Below are 16,058 nucleotides of genomic sequence, written 5' to 3' on the forward strand. Positions count from 1 at the left end.
CAGAGTCGAAGTTCCGCTTCGGGCTGCCATCGGTCACAGATGAAGAGAGCAACGGGCTTACACTTTCAGAATGGATATTGCAAAGTGAACCTTTGTTAGTAACGCGAAACGCGCTAACTACTTCACCTTAATTCTAGGTTTCGCCAGCCAAAAAGACATTTTGCTCGGCTGTGTGTTTCAACGCAAGTTTTGGAACTTGCAGGCTTAGCAAAATACCCAGGCACAAGTTTTAGCCACAAAAATCTATTCGTCTGTTAATTTTGGTTCAGCGGAATTGGTTTAGCTAAAAGGATCACATCGACTGATGAAGCGGAAAATTGCTGCGATCCTAAGCCTCGATGTCGTCGAATATACCAAGCGCATGTCAGAGGATGCTGAGACCACGCTGAACACTCTACAACGCATTTTGGACGATGTGATCAGACCGTTGGTCCATGAAAACAATGGACGAATATTCAAGCTGATGGGAGATGGTGCTTTGGTTGAGTTTGTTGCAGCCACTGACGCAATTAATGCTGCCAGCCAGATTTTCAATCAGATGAGAGATGAAGACGTAACACTTCGAGGAGGTCTCCACGTTGGCGACGTAATGCCAAATGGCGCAGACTTGTTCGGAGAGGCCGTGAATGTTGCGTCGCGCCTTCAGTCCAGCGCGCATATTGGAAGTTGTCTCGTCAGCAAGACAGCTGCTGAAGTTGCAGGAACTTCGCTGGCGGTTGCTTTGCGACCAGAAAGCTCGATACGGTTGAAGGGAATTCCAAATCCAGTGGAAGCCTACTCTATTGATTTAGATGATGACAAAAGACACGCAAAGAACAAGCTGCTGGCTAACTCTCAAGACGTCCGCTTTGCAAAATCAAAAGACGGTACAACGCTTGCCTGGACATCCACTGGAAGCGGTAGAAAGTTACTGGTCACACCAAACTGGCTCAGGCATCTGGAATACGATTGGACGATGAACACCATCGCCGGGTGGTTGCCGCTGCTTTCTGAAAATCACTGCCTTTATCGGTTTGATGGTAGAAACAATGGCTTGTCCCAGCGCGGCGTGCAGGATGTGTCTTTGAATCGAATCGTCGAAGATGTTGAGGCCGTGCTGGACGCAGCCGGGATCAAAAAAGTTCCATTGTTTGGTATATCTTTTGGTGCAACCATTGCGGCGGCTTTTGCCGCACATAATCCTGACCGTGTTTCGGGGTTGGTTCTACTCGGTGGATTTGCACAAGGACTCGCGGTGCGTTCACAGCCTGGAATTGCCGCTCTTGGGCAAGCAATGATGGATATGAGTCTTGAAGGCTGGAACGATGAATACCCTTCTGCAAGAGACTTGATGGCCCAGTCTTTTGCTCCAACCGCAAGTCCGCATGACCAGCGCACTTATGCAGAGTTTATGAAAGTGGCAATGGACCATCAGGATTGGCTCAAGATTGGACCACTGGTCGCAGGGGTCGACGTAACCGATCTACTTCCGCGGATCACCTGTCCGGCTCTTGTCATGCACGCTAGTCGAGACAGGATGCACAGTGTTGAACAAGGTAGGATATTCGCCTCCGGCATCCAGAATGCGCGCTTTGTTGGCCTTGAGACAGCAAACAATACGATGCCAGAGTATGATCCTGCCTGGCCTAAAGCCCTAGTGGAAATAGAGCGTTTTTTGAACTCAATTTGATCAGTGTACGTTGTTCATCGCCAAAACTTTATTGTTCGAAGGTAAGAAGATGCCGTGCGCCCTTTGATTTTCGATACTGGAATTTGAAAACTCTAAGCTTCTCGTCATCGACCGCTTTGTCCTGATCTCGGAAACTGCAAAGTCTTGTTACGAATGTCCGGTTTGGGCTGAGACCGGTCCTCAACAACCATTGAGCCTATGGCAACTTTGTCCGCACAGCAGACACTGATCGACTCACCCCGAATAACCGCTCTGCGGACAAAGCTGCCATTTGGCCCGGCCATCTGATGCGATTGTGCGGACCGTCAGAGGAGACATTCGCCGCGAGCGCTATATCCAATTCAACTCGAACTCTTGGATAGCGGGATTTTTGCCTGTCGTCGTATTGAGAACAGACACGCATTTGGCGACATCTCTAAATAAAGTGATGACCTCAGCTGAACGCATACCTCAATCTCCGGATCGCACACTTGTTGGCGTTGCGCTGATGCTGGGGTTTTGCCTAACCGCTCCTTTGCTGGATGTGTCTGCGAAACTCGCGTCAACCAGTGTGCCGGTTGGGCAGATTACGGCTGCTCGGTTTGTGGTACAATGCGCGTTGATGGCGCCTTTCATCTGGATAATGGGACTGTCGTTGCGCGTGGCGAAAGGTCAGGTGATGGTGCTGGTTTTCCGCTCATTGCTGTTGGTGTTCGCAACATTTTGCTTCATTGCCGCGATCCGGGTGATGCCCCTTGCCGATGCGCTGGCAATCGTGTTCGTTGCCCCTTTCATCGTCTTGTTGGTCGGCAAGTTCTATCTTGGTGAAGACGTCGGCCCGCGTCGCGTTGGCGCGGCGCTTGTGGGGTTTGTCGGGGTGTTGTTCGTCATCCAGCCCAGTTTCGCAGCTTTCGGCGCGGTCGCTATTATTCCGGTAGGAACGGCAGTTGCCTTCGCTTTCTACATTCTTGTGACCCGGGGATTGTCGCGTCGGGTGCACCCCGTGACCCTGCAATTCCACACCGGTCTGATCGCCAGCCTGTTTTGCATTCCATCTCTAATTGTTGCGCAAGGTTCCGGCTCTGATTTGTTTGATCCCGTTTGGCCAACAGACACCGCTCTGTTGTGGCTTTTGGGCGCTGGCTTCTTCGCGACGGTGAGCCACATGATGATGACTTATGCGCTGTCTTTTGCGCCTTCCGTCACGCTGGCACCGCTGCAGTATTTTGAGCTGCCGGTCGCGACCTTGTTCGGCTATCTTATCTTCAATGACTTCCCGAATACGCTTAGCCTGATTGGCATTGCGATCATCATCAGTGCAGGGCTGTACATGATACATCGCGAAAGGGTGGCGGCCAGACAGTTGGTCACCGAACGCGCCGTACCTCCAATCTAAGGCTACATGCCCGGCCTAAAGCCGACCTACACATCCTGGTCAAGTTGCTGCGGCGAGGCCCTTCGAACCGAACATTCATCAACAACGCAGCATCAGACCAATAATCAACGTGCGACTCGCGGACCTTCTAGATTTTTGAATTTCAGAGAGCGCTGTCGCAGCACGTGTTCACATGCGGCAGACATAAAGCAATGTTGATGCTTGCATTGCCAATCTGGTTATTCAGCACTTCGACTTTTCCAGAATCAAAAGTGCACTTTCTTTGCAACCAAGATCAGTCACGTAATTCGGGCCAACTCGCCATCTGAGTGTATTTGTCGCCTTACTTTTAGTCAAAACAATCAGCGCAAATCTGTGTCACGCCTCTCAAGGTCCAGAACGGCATTGAATTCATTCTCCGGGTCCATCCAGGCAACCAGGATCGCTTCGTCGTCGATGGCGTAAGTTTCAATTTCTGCTGGGGTCACACGGATAAAGCGCTCATTCCCTAAGAATGCGCCGCCATGGGTCTCTCCGAACACGACACGGATCATCCGAGACCCTGGGGCAAACATACGCAGATACGGATCCGCAGGCTTGCCCATGTTCAAAACCTCTGCCTTGCTGCGAACCCATCTTTCGCCAGCAATGCGCTGCTCAGGACTTCGCAAAGCGGAGACTGCGCCTTCTGCAACCGAAGCGATGGCTGCTGACAGCATGATCGCACCAATCGCCATCTGGGCCGCACCTGCGTTTGTCCCGCTGTACTTCGTCCAGGCAGCAAGGCGCATCAAGCGCCGCCTCGGGTGATAGAGCACGTCGACCGCGTCGCCGACCTCGACCGCGTTCCAAAGGTCTACCAGAGCGACTTCTTTTAGGGAAAATACGCGCGGGTCATCCAAAAGTTGGAAGCGCAGAAAGTAACGTTTCGAAGGTTTCGTACGATGCCGTTCGTCGCGACCAACGTGGCCCTTCTTGACCCACTTGTCGGTCACGCGCGCCTGCCCAGGTCGGCCGGCTCGCTTTAGATACGTCGAATTGAGATAGTGCCGATAGCCCCGCGCGGTGATGATCAATCCTACTACGCCGAGCGCAATCATCCCAAGAAATGGAAGCCAATTGAAGAGAATGTCGGCTACTGGATCTCCAGGTTGTTGTATTTCTTGGATCATGCGACTGTCTCCTGAGGTGGCGTGGCCGTTAGAAGGTTGCCGGGTAGGCGTGGTGTGGAATCCAGCTAGAAAATGCCACGTCTGAATTTGTCCGGGGTGTTGACCTCATATCTATAGGTCAGGGCGGGCCGAGATCGCCAAAAAACGGAGAATGAAGCTATAACTGGATGTTCTTTCACCAGGTCATGGGCATCGGAATTCTCTCTCTGCCCCGCCCACACGTTTCTGGCACAGATATGGGTCATGGTCCTTCGCAGACCAGCGGAAAGACCCCGACCTCTGGGATCTTAAGCGTGCCAACGGTGATTTGGTCATCGCCTTCATCAGCCGTAATCAGCCGCACGGATGCAACAATGCGATCAAACTCAGGATCGGCGAAATCCAGCAATGTGTGTGTGTTCTCCGAGGCCCCCTGCGCCAAAACAATGGGCAGCGCACCTTCTGTCTCTGTCATGCTCCAGTCCTGTCCATCCGCGTGGATCGTCGCGCTGATAATCGCAAGGCCGGGTACAGATCCAAAGCCAAATGCTACCGCAACGCCTGACTCATCAGGCGCTTCGCAGGAAACAAGAAACGTTGCAAAAGAAGGGTTTGCAATGACGCTTGCCACAAGCGCGAGTGCGATTGTTCGTATTACGATTGGTTCCTCCGTTTACGGCCCATTTCACAGCCTAAGACGTTTCGGCCTCAAAATGAACTGCCAACGCACTGCCGTACTTTTGGTGCCTTTCGAGACATTGGCGATTGGTGGCAATTCAAGTGAATGCCGAAACACTGAAATGTCAGCTCCCTGCTCGCATTGTGAGTCCAATTTCCGATAAGTGCTCAAATGACTGGTTTTGAGGCCGCGTTTCAGCCACTGAATTACCCTCCTGTTTTGGCGCTGATAATCGTCAGGTCATCAAGCATCCAAAGGTCGCCATGCCGCGAAACATCCAGCAAGCCGCGATAAGAAACCGTTTGCCTATGTAGATGCCCCCAATGACCGCCGCTTACACGGGCAGTCCAATTGGCGAGAACCTGGTGCTGATTTCTGTCCTCGCCTGGCGCGAAGCTCTCGACATTCAGGTCGAAATCGCTTCTACACGCGCTATGGCGCCAGAGGGCAAAGTAACCGACAAGCCCCTCCTCCGATCCAACCCGCCGCGGCATCCGCATCCCGTATTGGCACTTGGGGGACAAGACGAACGGAGATCGGCTCGTTCCCACGCGCGGCGCGCATATTCGTTTCGTGCTGAATTTGTGCCAACATTCCCGAGGCTGCGCTGCCGACGAAATTTTCGTCCTCATTCGATAACCTGTGACTATTGCGCTTACGACCAAGTGCTTTTTGGAAGAAATGCGTTAATCTCGATGTCATTAATTTTTCTCGGGCATAATGCTTTGTTGCCTCCGCCCAATCCGTGCCTTCGTGGTTGATCATTTTCGCCAACCTGTTCGGGCAACTTAACGCCAAGGTGGGTGTTCGTCGAGCGATGTGGGAGTCTGAGCAGCGACCTGATAGAAAATCCAAATTTGTCAGGTTTGAAGGTCAACAACACCAAATTGCAGGATCAAATTACCTGTTCTGGTTCAAGCATAACTAACTGAACGGATAATACGACTATTAGATAAGCAGACACCACCACAGAAAAGTTGAACGGCAGATTTGTCCTGCATCTTGCCCATTCATACGACGCACAGCAAAGGGAGCTCCATCCTGGAGCGATCGTTCATGGATCTTGCGACGAAGGTGCCAGGAAAGCCCAACTTTGACGTTCACAAAATAGGAAGAAAAGCGGCTTCGTTCTCCTTATTATCCTCAGGAAATGGATCTATAAAGTAAATCTGTTCGAGCCGAAACGAGCCGTCCACGCTTTCCTTGTTATGTGCTATGTACTCATCAGACCAATCCCCGTGCACGCTTTTGATTAAAAACGGTTGCTTCAGACGAGAGCCTTCTATTCCCGCAGTTCCGCACGTCAGCCTGCTTGGGTCGAAGGATGCATCCGTTCCGAAAGATATCAATTGTAGCTCGATGTCGGGAGTGGCGTATTTGCCAACGAAATCAGAGTAAGCCTTCGATAACTCTGATATCATTTCTGGACGTTTGAGACACTCGGTTGCGGTGCTTATCGCCATGCAATGATCATTCCAGGCTTTGTAGTCCTGACAAAAGCTGCGTATAAATGCTTCCCTGCTCCTGTGATCAGGCCCAGCGAATTCCGGTCGCTTGAACGTTCTCTAAGCCTTTTCCAAAGGGTCAATACTACTCCACGTACAGCTATGTGCGATTCACGCCCTTTTACACTGGACGACCCGTCGAAAACGTTCAACGAATGAATGTTGGCTTCGTCCGCCCCTTGGTGATTGAGGTTGGTCGCGGCGAAAGGTCGGATTGAAAGCCGACTAACCGAATGGGCTTCAATGTCCGGTCTCGTGAAATTTGCTGCACCAACGAGAGGACGCTGCCGCAGATGCGAGGAAATGCTGCGTGAGCAAAAGCGGCGTCAACAAAAGGCGACTTTGTCCCGCAATCCAGACACTCCGCCAGATTCCCACAACCGCAGTGCAGAGAATGTTCGGTTTGAGCCCATTTTACCGATTCCTGCAGTGTGCACGAATGACCGCATAACAGATGCAGTCAAGGGCCCAGCATTCGCTTGGCAGCTAAACGCAGTGCTTGATGGGTTAGTACGGTGTCCCCGAAAGCCAAATGCTTAGCGAAAATAATCAAACTAGCGGCTGATTAAACATAGCTTCGAATCCCACGCGCAATAGATTTAACCTAACATCGGAGACGCTATCATGACTGATTCAGGTGCAATTTTCTTTGGCTATCATGCTGACCCATCGCGCTCCAGCTCATTGCAGGCTGCTGCCTACACCGAGCGCAAGTGGTTTGACGCAGACCTTCGCTCCATCCTCTCCAAAACTTGGCAATGGGTGTGTCATGTCGAGAAAACACAAGAGCCGGGATCATATGTAACAGTGGATATTGCCGGTCAACCTATTGCGGTTGTGCGCGACAAAGAGGGTAAGCTCCGCGCCTTTTACAACGTATGCAAACACCGTGCTCATGAACTGCTATCAGGCGAAGGCAATACCACACGGATTATGTGCCCCTATCATGCCTGGGTCTATAAGCTTGACGGGCAATTGGCGCGTGCGCCACATACTGAAAACCTCGAAGACTTCAACAAGGATGAGATTTGCCTCGACGAAGTGCAGGTCGAAGAGTTTTGCGGCTTTGTTTTTGTCAATTTGGATCCGACGGCTGCCTCTTTGTCAGAGCAATCCGGAAACCTGGAAACCGAGGTGCGCCATTGGGCACCAGATGTGGATCAACTCACTTTTGGCCACCGTCTGACCTACGACATCAAGTCGAATTGGAAGAACGTCGTGGACAATTTCCTTGAGTGCTATCATTGCCCTACGGCCCATAAGGATTTTTGTGACCTCGTGGATATGGATACCTACAAGGTTACAACCTACGGCATTTACTCCAGCCATATGGCTGACGCAGGCAACAGTCCAAATACCGCCTATGACGTCTCAAACGCCACGGTAAAAACCCACGCGGTTTGGTGGCTCTATCCTACCACTTGCCTGATGCGATATCCGGGACGGTCCAGCATGATCGTGTTGAACATTATCCCTGTTGGGCCAGATCGGACGCTTGAGACCTATGACTTCTTCCTTGAGACGCCGGAACCTGACGCGATGGAGCTGGATGCAATTCGCTATCTGGACGAGGTACTTCAGGTCGAAGATATCAGCCTCGTCGAAAGTGTGCAGCGCGGGATGAATACACCTGCGTTCACCCAAGGTCGGATCGTCAATGACCCGGACGGGTCCGGCAAGTCCGAGCACGCCGTTCATCACTTCCATGGCTTAGTCTTGGACGCTTACGCAAAAGGTGTCACGTGACGCGGCCAAACATCCTTGTGGTCATGGCGGACCAATTGGCTCCGCATTTCACAGGGGCGTACGGGCATAAGGTCGCCAAGACGCCACATCTTGACGCGTTGGCCGCGCGCGGCATGCGCTTTGATGCAGCTTACTGCAATTCCCCTCTCTGTGCGCCTTCACGGTTTTCCTTTATGTCGGGTCAGCACATCAGTCGCATCGCAGCTTACGACAATGCATCCGAGTTCAAGGCTTCGGTGCCGACATTTGCGCATTATCTGAAATCGCTGGGCTATCGTACATGTTTGGCAGGCAAGATGCATTTTGTCGGACCGGATCAGATGCATGGATTTGAGGATCGTGTGACAACCGACATCTATCCTGCTGATTTCGCGTGGACCCCGGATTGGGAGGCCCCGGACGAGCGGATCGACAAGTGGTATCACAACATGCAAACGGTGAAGGAAAGCGGCGTTGCCCACGCGACTTTCCAGATCGACTATGACGACGAGGTCGGTTTTGCTGCCAAACGCTGGCTGTTCGATGCGGCCCGAGACAAAGCGCTTGGCAATGACGCGCCTTTTGCGATGGTTGCAAGCTTCATTCACCCGCACGATCCATATGTAGCCCGACCAGAATGGTGGAACCTGTATACAGATGATGAAATTGACTTGCCCGCCTTTGTGCCCGCGTTGGAGGATCAAGACCCCTTTTCACGACGTTTATTGGATGGGATCGAAGCGTCTTATGTGCCACTGACCGAGGAAGAAATCCTGCGCGCGCGCCATGCCTACTTGGCAAACGTCAGTTACTTCGACAGCAAAATCGGAGTGCTGGTTCAAACCCTCGAAGAAACGGGCGAGTTGGACAGCACCATTGTGATTGTCACAGCCGACCATGGCGACATGCTGGGTGAACGTGGGCTGTGGTACAAAATGAACTTCTTCGAGCACTCAGCACGAATTCCATTGGTCATGGCCGGACCAGGCATCGCTGTTGGGGCCGCTCAAAATACAGTGTCACTGGTTGATCTATTGCCGACATTTATCGACATCGGTGGCGGTGATGAGACGATGATCGGAGAGCCGATCGACGGTCGTAGCCTTATGCCTCTGGCTCGGGGTGAAGATGATCCAGTTGATGAGGCGATCGGAGAATACTGTGCCGAGATGACGGGCTATCCTGTGATCATGATCCGGCGCGGGCCCTTGAAATATATTCATTGTGATAGCGACCCACCGCAGCTCTATGACCTGAGTGCTGACCCGATGGAAACGAAGAATTTAGCTTCGGACCCAAGCTACTCCGACGCGAAAACTCGTTTTGCAGCTGAAGTCGTCGAGCGTTGGGACGGCAGTGCTTTGCGAAAGAAGATAATCGCCACACAAAAATCGCGCCGTGCATTACATGCCGCGATGGAGGCCGGTGCCAGCGAGCCTTGGGACTACAACCCGCCGTCCGATGCAAGTCAGCAGTATGTACGCAACAATATGGATTGGACAGTGGCTGCACGCCGCTACCGCTATCCGCCATTGAAGGATTGAAACCAATGATGCTGAACGGAAAAGTTGCTCTCGTGACTGGTGCCCGCGGTGGAATCGGGCGCGCGATTGTCGCTCGGTTTCTAAGAGAAGGCGCAACGGTATTTGCCGCTGACCTCACACCGGAAGGGTCGTTAGATCAGCACGACGATGATGGCAGTCATTTTGTTAAGCTGGATGTGACTCAAGAAGCAGACTCGGTTGCGGCGATGGATCATGTGCGCGCCGCACACGGAAAGTTGGACATCCTAGTGAACGCGGCGGGGATCGAGATCGAAAAAACGGTTGAAGAGACCACGTTGGAGGAATGGAATCAAAGCTTTGCGGTTAATTCCACGGGCACGTTCCTGACCTCGAAATACGCCATCCCATTGATGCGCGAAGCGGCGAAGACAGGGAATAGCGCAAGCCTTATCAATTTTGGCTCCTACGACGGGTTCATCGCAGATCCAGGGCTTGCGGCCTATTGCGCGACCAAGGGTGCAGTTCACGCTTTGACCCGCGCAATGGCTTGCGATCATGGCCCAGAAGGTATCCGGGTGAATGCCATCTGCCCTGGCTATATCGACACTCCAATGCTGCAGAGCTTCTTCAACGGCGATGGATCCGGCGGAGGAGGTGGCAACATTGAAACGCTGCAAAAGGCCGTGCGTGATGTTCATCCGATGCGCACCTACGGCACGCCCGAGGATATTGCAAATTTGGTCAACTGGCTTGCCTCGGACGAGGCGCGCTATGCCTCTGGCCAGTTGTGGGTTCTGGACGGGGGGCTGTCTGCACAAGTGCAGCAGATGAAACTCTGATGCCAAAGCCAGTCATTATCACTTGCGCGCCGACCGGAGGCATCCATACGCCGTCAATGTCACCGCATCTGCCGATTACACCGGCCGAGATTGCGACGGCCAGTATTGAGGCGGCCCAGGCAGGGGCATCAATCATTCACCTGCACGCACGGCACCCGGAGACAGGAAAACCCGATCCCCGACCTGAGCTGTTCAAGCAGTTTCTACCCGTAATCAAGCAGTCCACCGATGTTGTGATGAATGTCTCGACCGGCGGCGGCTTGGGGATGTCGATGGATGAGCGGCTGCTGGCGGCGACATCTACCAGCCCAGAGATGGCATCGCTCAACATGGGATCCATGAACTTTGGTATCTTTCCGATGCTGCAGAAATACACCGAGTTTCAGCACGACTGGGAACGGCCATTTTTGGAGATGACGGAAGACTTTATCTTTCCCAACACTTTCAAAACAATTCGTTACGCCATCGAAAAACTTGGTGGAGATCACGGCACCAAGTTCGAGTTCGAATGCTATGATCTTGGACATCTCTACAACGTCAAATGGTTCGTGGATCAGGGCCTGATCAAACCGCCATTTTTCATTCAGATGGTATTTGGCATCTTGGGTGGCGTTGGCGCAGATGCGGACCATCTGACTCACATGCACAACACAGCCGATAAGCTGTTCGGAGCAGAGAATTACGAATGGTCGGTCCTTGCCGCTGGTCGTCACCAAATGCCATTTGCGACCCAAAGCGCCATGCGGGGCGGTAACCTGCGTGTCGGCCTCGAAGACAGCCTGTTCATCGGCAAGGGTGAGTTGGCAAAATCTAACGCGGAACAGGTCACGCGCATCCGATCAATCGTTGAAAACCTTGGCCTTACGGTCGCGTCGCCAGCAGAAGCCCGCATGCGGCTCGCACTAAAAGGCGGCGATCAGGTTGGCTTCTAAGGAGATGCATATGCAGACGAACATGTTGATCAACGGTGAAATGGTCGAAGGGATCGGAGAGGCCTTGGACGTCCTGAACCCTGCAACAGGCGAGGTAGTCGGTGCTGTAAAAGAAGCCAGCGATGCACAGGTCGAGGCGGCGGTGCGCGGCTCAGCAGAGGCATTTGAAACCTTTTCGGTTACGCCCCCTGCAGAACGCGCTGCAATCTTGCTTCAGATAGCTGATGTTATCGAGGCGAACAGCCATGAGTTGGCAGAACTTGAGAGCCTAGATGTGGGAAAACCCTGGCCATCGGCTCATGATGATGAAATGCCGCTTACGATTGATGTCTTTCGCTTTTTCGCCGGGGCTGCGCGCACCATGATGGGGTCTGCCTCTGGAGAGTATGTCGCGGGTCATACGTCGATGATCCGGCGCGACCCCATTGGCCCTGTCGCCGCCATCGCCCCTTGGAACTACCCGCTGATGATGGCGTCCTGGAAGATTGCTGCACCAATTGCGGCAGGATGTTCGGTGGTGTTGAAACCGTCCGAGATCACGCCGCTATCTACTCTGCGACTCGCAGAACTGTTACAAGATGTTCTGCCAAAAGGCGTGCTAAATGTGATCCATGGTCGCGGGCCCTGCGTGGGGAATGCCCTGATGAACAGCCCACAGATGGAAGGGATCAGTGTTACGGGTTCTCCGGCGACAGGCATGGCTGCAATGCGGGCTGCTTCCCAGAAAATTAAACACGTTCATCTGGAATTGGGCGGCAAGGCGCCAGTCATTGTCTTTGATGATGCTGATCTCGATGCTGTGGCCGAGACGATCCGATATGGCAGCTACTTCAATGCCGGTCAGGACTGCGCACAGCCTTGCCGCGTGATGGTTGCAGACAGAGTTTACGACAAACTTGTGGCCGCGATTGCCGATCAGGTTGGCCAGATCCAGATCGGTGCACCGAAAGCTCAAGGAACGGAAATGGGTCCGCTTGTCTCTGCGACTCAGCGGGATCGTGTAGCGGGTTTTGTTGATCGCGCACGCAGCAGCTCTGAAATCGTTTCCGGTGGGGCGTCTGGCGAAGAAGACGGCTTTTTCTACCAGCCGACAGTCATCGCCAATGTCGACAATACAGCAGAGATTGCCTGCAATGAGGTTTTTGGACCCGTTGTAACTGTCTCTCGGTTTTCTGAGGCAGAAGATGCGTTGAAGACCGCCAACAACGGACCTTACGGGTTGGCCTCATCGGTTTGGACACGAGATGTTGGGAGGGCAATGCAAATGACGTCCAAGTTGCGCTATGGATTCACCTGGGTAAACACGCATGGGGTTGCGACCCCCGAGATGCCATGGGCCGCGATGAAGGGCTCAGGAACGGGCAGTGATATGTCGGTCTATGCGCTGGATGCTTACACCGCAGTCCGTCACGTTATGGTGGCACACTGATGCGGTTAGCTGGGAAACGCGCCTTTGTTACAGGCGGCAAACAGGGCATTGGTCGCGGCATCGCTGAGGCCTTCGCAGCCGAAGGTGCGGCTGTCGCCACCTGCGGGCGCGGCCCGCAACCAGATGATCTACCGGATCACGTAGCATGGTATACGCTGGATGTATCCAATCCCGAAGCGGTTGCACGTACTGCCCGAACAATCGGCCTGGTAGATATCCTGGTAAACAACGCCGGCGTTCAGGTCGAAAAAACGGTGACCGAAAGCACAGACGCGGATTGGGATTTGGTGATGGGAGTAAACGCACGAGGCGTTTTTAACTGTTGCCGCGCCTTTATCCCGAAAATGTCTCAGGGTGGTTCGATCATCAACATTGGTTCGATCTCGGGCAATGCCGCTGACCCATCGATGGCGCTCTACAATGCTTCAAAAGCGTTTGTGCATGGACTTACACGCTCTATCGCAGTGGACCATGGACCTGCGGTGCGCTGCAATGCAATCTGCCCGGGATGGATTGAGACGGGCATGCTGGACGCAGCATTCGAACTCGCCCATGACCCGGAAAAGGCTAGATCAGACGCGCTGGCACGCCATGCGGTCAAACGCTTTGGTAAGCCCGCAGACATTGCTGCGATGGCTGTTTGGCTAGCTTCTGACGAGTCGTCTTTTGCGACTGGCCAAGTGTTCACTGTAGACGGTGGTATGACTGCGGCATCCCCCCTGAATCCGGGACTGTTCTGATGTCGGAAATCGAAAGAACCGCCATTCTCGGAGCCGGTGTCATCGGGGCAAGCTGGGCAGCGCTGTTCCTCGCGTCGGGTCGCAGTGTGACCGTATTTGATCCCGATCCGAACGCTGAAGCATCCGTCCGTAAATACATTGAAAAGGCGTGGCCTGCGTTGGAAGAATTGGGCCAAGTTGGCCACGCCACCCGAGATGCGATCACCTTTGCACCGACCGCAGCTGAGGCCGTGCGAAACGCGCAGTTCATTCAGGAGAATGTGCCCGAGCGGTTGCCGATCAAACATTCCATCTATGCGGAAGTTGAGCCAGAGTTAAGCGCTGATGCAATAGTTTCAAGCTCAACATCCGGCCTAACACTCGATGCTCTCCAACAGGGATGGCGCGATCCGAGTAAGCTCATCTTAGGTCATCCGTTCAACCCGCCACATCTCATTCCGCTGGTCGAGTTGACGGCGAACGACGCCACCGGTTCAGATGTTCTGAACCGAACGGAGACGTTCTACGAAGACCTGGGCAAAGTCACGATCCGGATCAAGAAGGGCATGCCTGGACACGTCGCAAACCGCTTACAAGCTGCAGTATGGCGCGAGGCCGTCCATATGGCGATTGAAGGCGTTGCCAGTGTCGAAGACATTGACAAAGCGATGTGGGCCGGTCCGGGGTTGCGGTGGGCGGCGATGGGTCCGACGACGCTTTTCCACCTGGGTGCAGGCGACGGCGGTCTGCGGGCCTTCTGTGACCATTTCAAGGATACATTCAATGGCTGGTGGGACGACCTGGGCAACCCTCGTCTTGATGAAGATGTCATCAATAAACTGGTCGATGGCATTAACGATCAAACTCAGGGGCAAAGTACCGAAGAGTTATCAGCGCAACGCGACAAGATGCTTACGGCGATGCAAAAAGCTACCCAACACCTTCGGACTTAATATCAGGCTTGAACATTGGCCACGCGCGGAACTCGAATGGAGTACGGCCTTCAATACGGTCTGCAGTTGGTGTGAGGCCAAAACGGCTTCGATATGCCCGGCTGAAATGAACTTGCCCGTTAAATCCTGATGCTTCTGCAATCTCGCTGAATTTCAACTCTGTTTGGGTTACTAGTCCACGCGCGCGATCAAGGCGTATGTCACGGTAGTACTCGATCGGCGACTTCTGGACATATTGCCGAAACAATCTGCTAAGTTGTCGTTGCGAAATCTTCAACCTCGCTGATATTTCAGGGATCGACAAAGTGGCTTCCAAATGTGCCTCCATCAAGTCGATCGCGTCCCTTACCACCCCAGAGGTGACATACCCCAGTGGCTCCACGTCTTTGGGGTTCTGTGATTGGCCCTCACCGCGTACATTGTGATGAAAAAGATATCGCGCAGATGCATTGGCGATACTCTCACCATCGACAGAGTGCACAAACCGCAAACCCAGATCGGTCGCTGCGGAACCCCCGCAACAAGTGAACATCTTTCCATCCATAACAATCATGTTCTCTGACACTGTGGTATCATGGGCCATTTCAGCAAAGGCATCGATGTGTTCATAGTGAACCGTCGCTGTCTTGCCTTTAAGCAGTCCAGCAGCCGCAAGAACAATCGCACCAGTATCCAAGCCGCCAACGATTGCTCCGCACGCCTCCCACTTCTGAAGGGCCACCTTAAACTGAGATGTTCCGTGACGTTCAGGTGACCAACTTGTACTCACCAGAACCAACCAGGGCTTGCGCCCCGTCACGGCCGCCAATGGGGCAGTATCAACGACTAGGCCGCTGCTAGACTCGACTGGTCCACCGAGGTCCGAGACATAGGTCCAAGAAAATCGAGCCGAACCTGTCAGGTAATTGGCTATTCTGAAAGGATCCACGAAAGACGTAGTCGCCGAAACATTGAAATGCGGACTCACCAGGACAACGATATCTAGCGTGCGATCAATTGGATGGATCATGGCCGATTCTGCAAAATGGCGTCCAAAATTGTCAATAATGAACTTATCACTGGTTCAAACAAGTCCAATTACTAAGGCAAACACAGCATAAACAAGGGGAAAATACCGGGGGAGATCAGCGCTCATTAAGTTTCTGAAATCCAAAAACCGACATTCGTTCTACCGCGGCGAAAGTCCGTTTTGGCCGCTAGAAACTTAGTGTTGTTGCGAGACAAAGAGATCACAATTCGGGATTCCGCGTCCAAGCGCATTCATATCAATCTTTCACAGGCCAAAGCTTCTGATTTGCAAGGCATTCTGCAAGGCTCACATGATGAGCGCCAACCCATCAAATCTTAACTGGTCTCCCATCCGCCTGGATCATCTCATCACCGCCTGAGAGGCCTTCAACAATTGCGCTACTTGTGGCTGTTTCGATTGCGTTCCATCGACAAAGCATACGTAATTCATCTTTTTCGGATTGTTTGTGCTTATGCTGGCTAATGCAAGCGGAACGCCTTCTAGCAAGGCCCGGTCGTCGAAAAGAACCAGCTACTTGCCCCGCCATAATAGTCACCCGCTGTCGTCGATACCTCTAAAGGGTAGAGGA

13 protein-coding genes are annotated in these 16,058 nt (G+C 53.1%); 9 read left to right on the forward strand and 4 right to left on the reverse strand.

What is annotated here, in order from left to right; all coding sequences use genetic code 11:
* Positions 1-304: 304 nt before the first annotated feature.
* Together ACR0NE_RS14955 and ACR0NE_RS14960 are read left to right on the forward strand one after the other, a co-directional pair.
* Positions 305-1,669, forward strand: a complete 1,365-nt coding sequence (locus ACR0NE_RS14955) for an alpha/beta fold hydrolase (protein WP_170597204.1) — start codon at positions 305-307, stop codon at positions 1,667-1,669.
* Positions 1,670-2,096: 427 nt separating this feature from the next.
* The gene (locus ACR0NE_RS14960) at positions 2,097-3,044 is read left to right on the forward strand and encodes a DMT family transporter (RefSeq protein WP_480459827.1); all 948 of its coding nucleotides are present in this window, start codon (positions 2,097-2,099) and stop codon (positions 3,042-3,044) included.
* 341 nt (positions 3,045-3,385) lie between these two features.
* On the opposite strand, the gene ACR0NE_RS14965 is transcribed toward ACR0NE_RS14960, so the two are convergent.
* The 3 genes from ACR0NE_RS14965 to ACR0NE_RS14975 form a co-directional block, all read right to left on the reverse strand.
* Positions 3,386-4,195, reverse strand: coding sequence for a hypothetical protein (locus ACR0NE_RS14965; protein ID WP_170597203.1), 810 nt, complete (start codon positions 4,193-4,195; stop codon positions 3,386-3,388).
* Between the two features lie 241 nt (positions 4,196-4,436).
* Positions 4,437-4,649 carry a hypothetical protein gene (locus ACR0NE_RS14970; protein ID WP_170395513.1) on the reverse strand — a complete coding sequence of 71 codons (213 nt, stop codon included), beginning with the start codon at positions 4,647-4,649 and terminating at the stop codon, positions 4,437-4,439.
* A 1,304-nt stretch (positions 4,650-5,953) separates the two neighbouring features.
* Positions 5,954-6,316, reverse strand: coding sequence for a hypothetical protein (locus ACR0NE_RS14975; RefSeq protein ID WP_170597202.1), 363 nt, complete (start codon positions 6,314-6,316; stop codon positions 5,954-5,956).
* Positions 6,317-6,982: 666 nt separating this feature from the next.
* On the opposite strand from ACR0NE_RS14975, the gene ACR0NE_RS14980 reads away from it, so the two are divergent.
* The 7 genes from ACR0NE_RS14980 to ACR0NE_RS15010 are packed head-to-tail and all read left to right on the forward strand — an operon-like array spanning position 6,983 to position 14,460.
* Positions 6,983-8,104, forward strand: a complete 1,122-nt coding sequence (locus ACR0NE_RS14980; RefSeq protein ID WP_170597201.1) for a ring-hydroxylating oxygenase subunit alpha — start codon at positions 6,983-6,985, stop codon at positions 8,102-8,104.
* A complete protein-coding gene (gene betC / locus ACR0NE_RS14985; protein WP_170597200.1) occupies positions 8,101-9,627 on the forward strand; it encodes a choline-sulfatase in 1,527 nt (508 codons plus the stop codon). The genes ACR0NE_RS14980 and betC overlap by 4 nt, the downstream gene beginning before the upstream one ends.
* Positions 9,628-9,659: 32 nt before the next feature.
* Complete coding sequence (locus tag ACR0NE_RS14990) at positions 9,660-10,427, forward strand: SDR family NAD(P)-dependent oxidoreductase (RefSeq protein ID WP_480444236.1); 768 nt, start codon at positions 9,660-9,662, stop codon at positions 10,425-10,427.
* Positions 10,427-11,359, forward strand: coding sequence for a 3,5-dioxohexanoate:acetyl-CoA acetone transferase (kce, locus tag ACR0NE_RS14995; RefSeq protein WP_170597199.1), 933 nt, complete (start codon positions 10,427-10,429; stop codon positions 11,357-11,359). The genes ACR0NE_RS14990 and kce overlap by 1 nt, the downstream gene beginning before the upstream one ends.
* Before the next feature lie 10 nt (positions 11,360-11,369).
* Positions 11,370-12,788, forward strand: a complete 1,419-nt coding sequence (locus tag ACR0NE_RS15000; protein WP_170597198.1) for a gamma-aminobutyraldehyde dehydrogenase — start codon at positions 11,370-11,372, stop codon at positions 12,786-12,788.
* A complete protein-coding gene (locus ACR0NE_RS15005) occupies positions 12,788-13,528 on the forward strand; it encodes an SDR family oxidoreductase (RefSeq protein ID WP_170597197.1) in 741 nt (246 codons plus the stop codon). The genes ACR0NE_RS15000 and ACR0NE_RS15005 overlap by 1 nt, the downstream gene beginning before the upstream one ends.
* On the forward strand, positions 13,528-14,460 hold the full coding sequence (locus tag ACR0NE_RS15010) for a 3-hydroxyacyl-CoA dehydrogenase NAD-binding domain-containing protein (protein ID WP_170597196.1): 933 nt from the start codon (positions 13,528-13,530) through the stop codon (positions 14,458-14,460). Before ACR0NE_RS15005 ends, ACR0NE_RS15010 begins: the two co-directional genes overlap by 1 nt.
* On the opposite strand, the gene ACR0NE_RS15015 is transcribed toward ACR0NE_RS15010, so the two are convergent.
* Positions 14,438-15,469: a GlxA family transcriptional regulator gene (locus ACR0NE_RS15015; protein ID WP_170597195.1), complete on the reverse strand. Its 1,032-nt coding sequence runs from the start codon at positions 15,467-15,469 to the stop codon at positions 14,438-14,440. The genes ACR0NE_RS15010 and ACR0NE_RS15015 overlap by 23 nt on opposite strands.
* Positions 15,470-16,058: the final 589 nt, after the last annotated feature.

Source organism: Ruegeria sp. C9, from assembly GCF_056537585.1.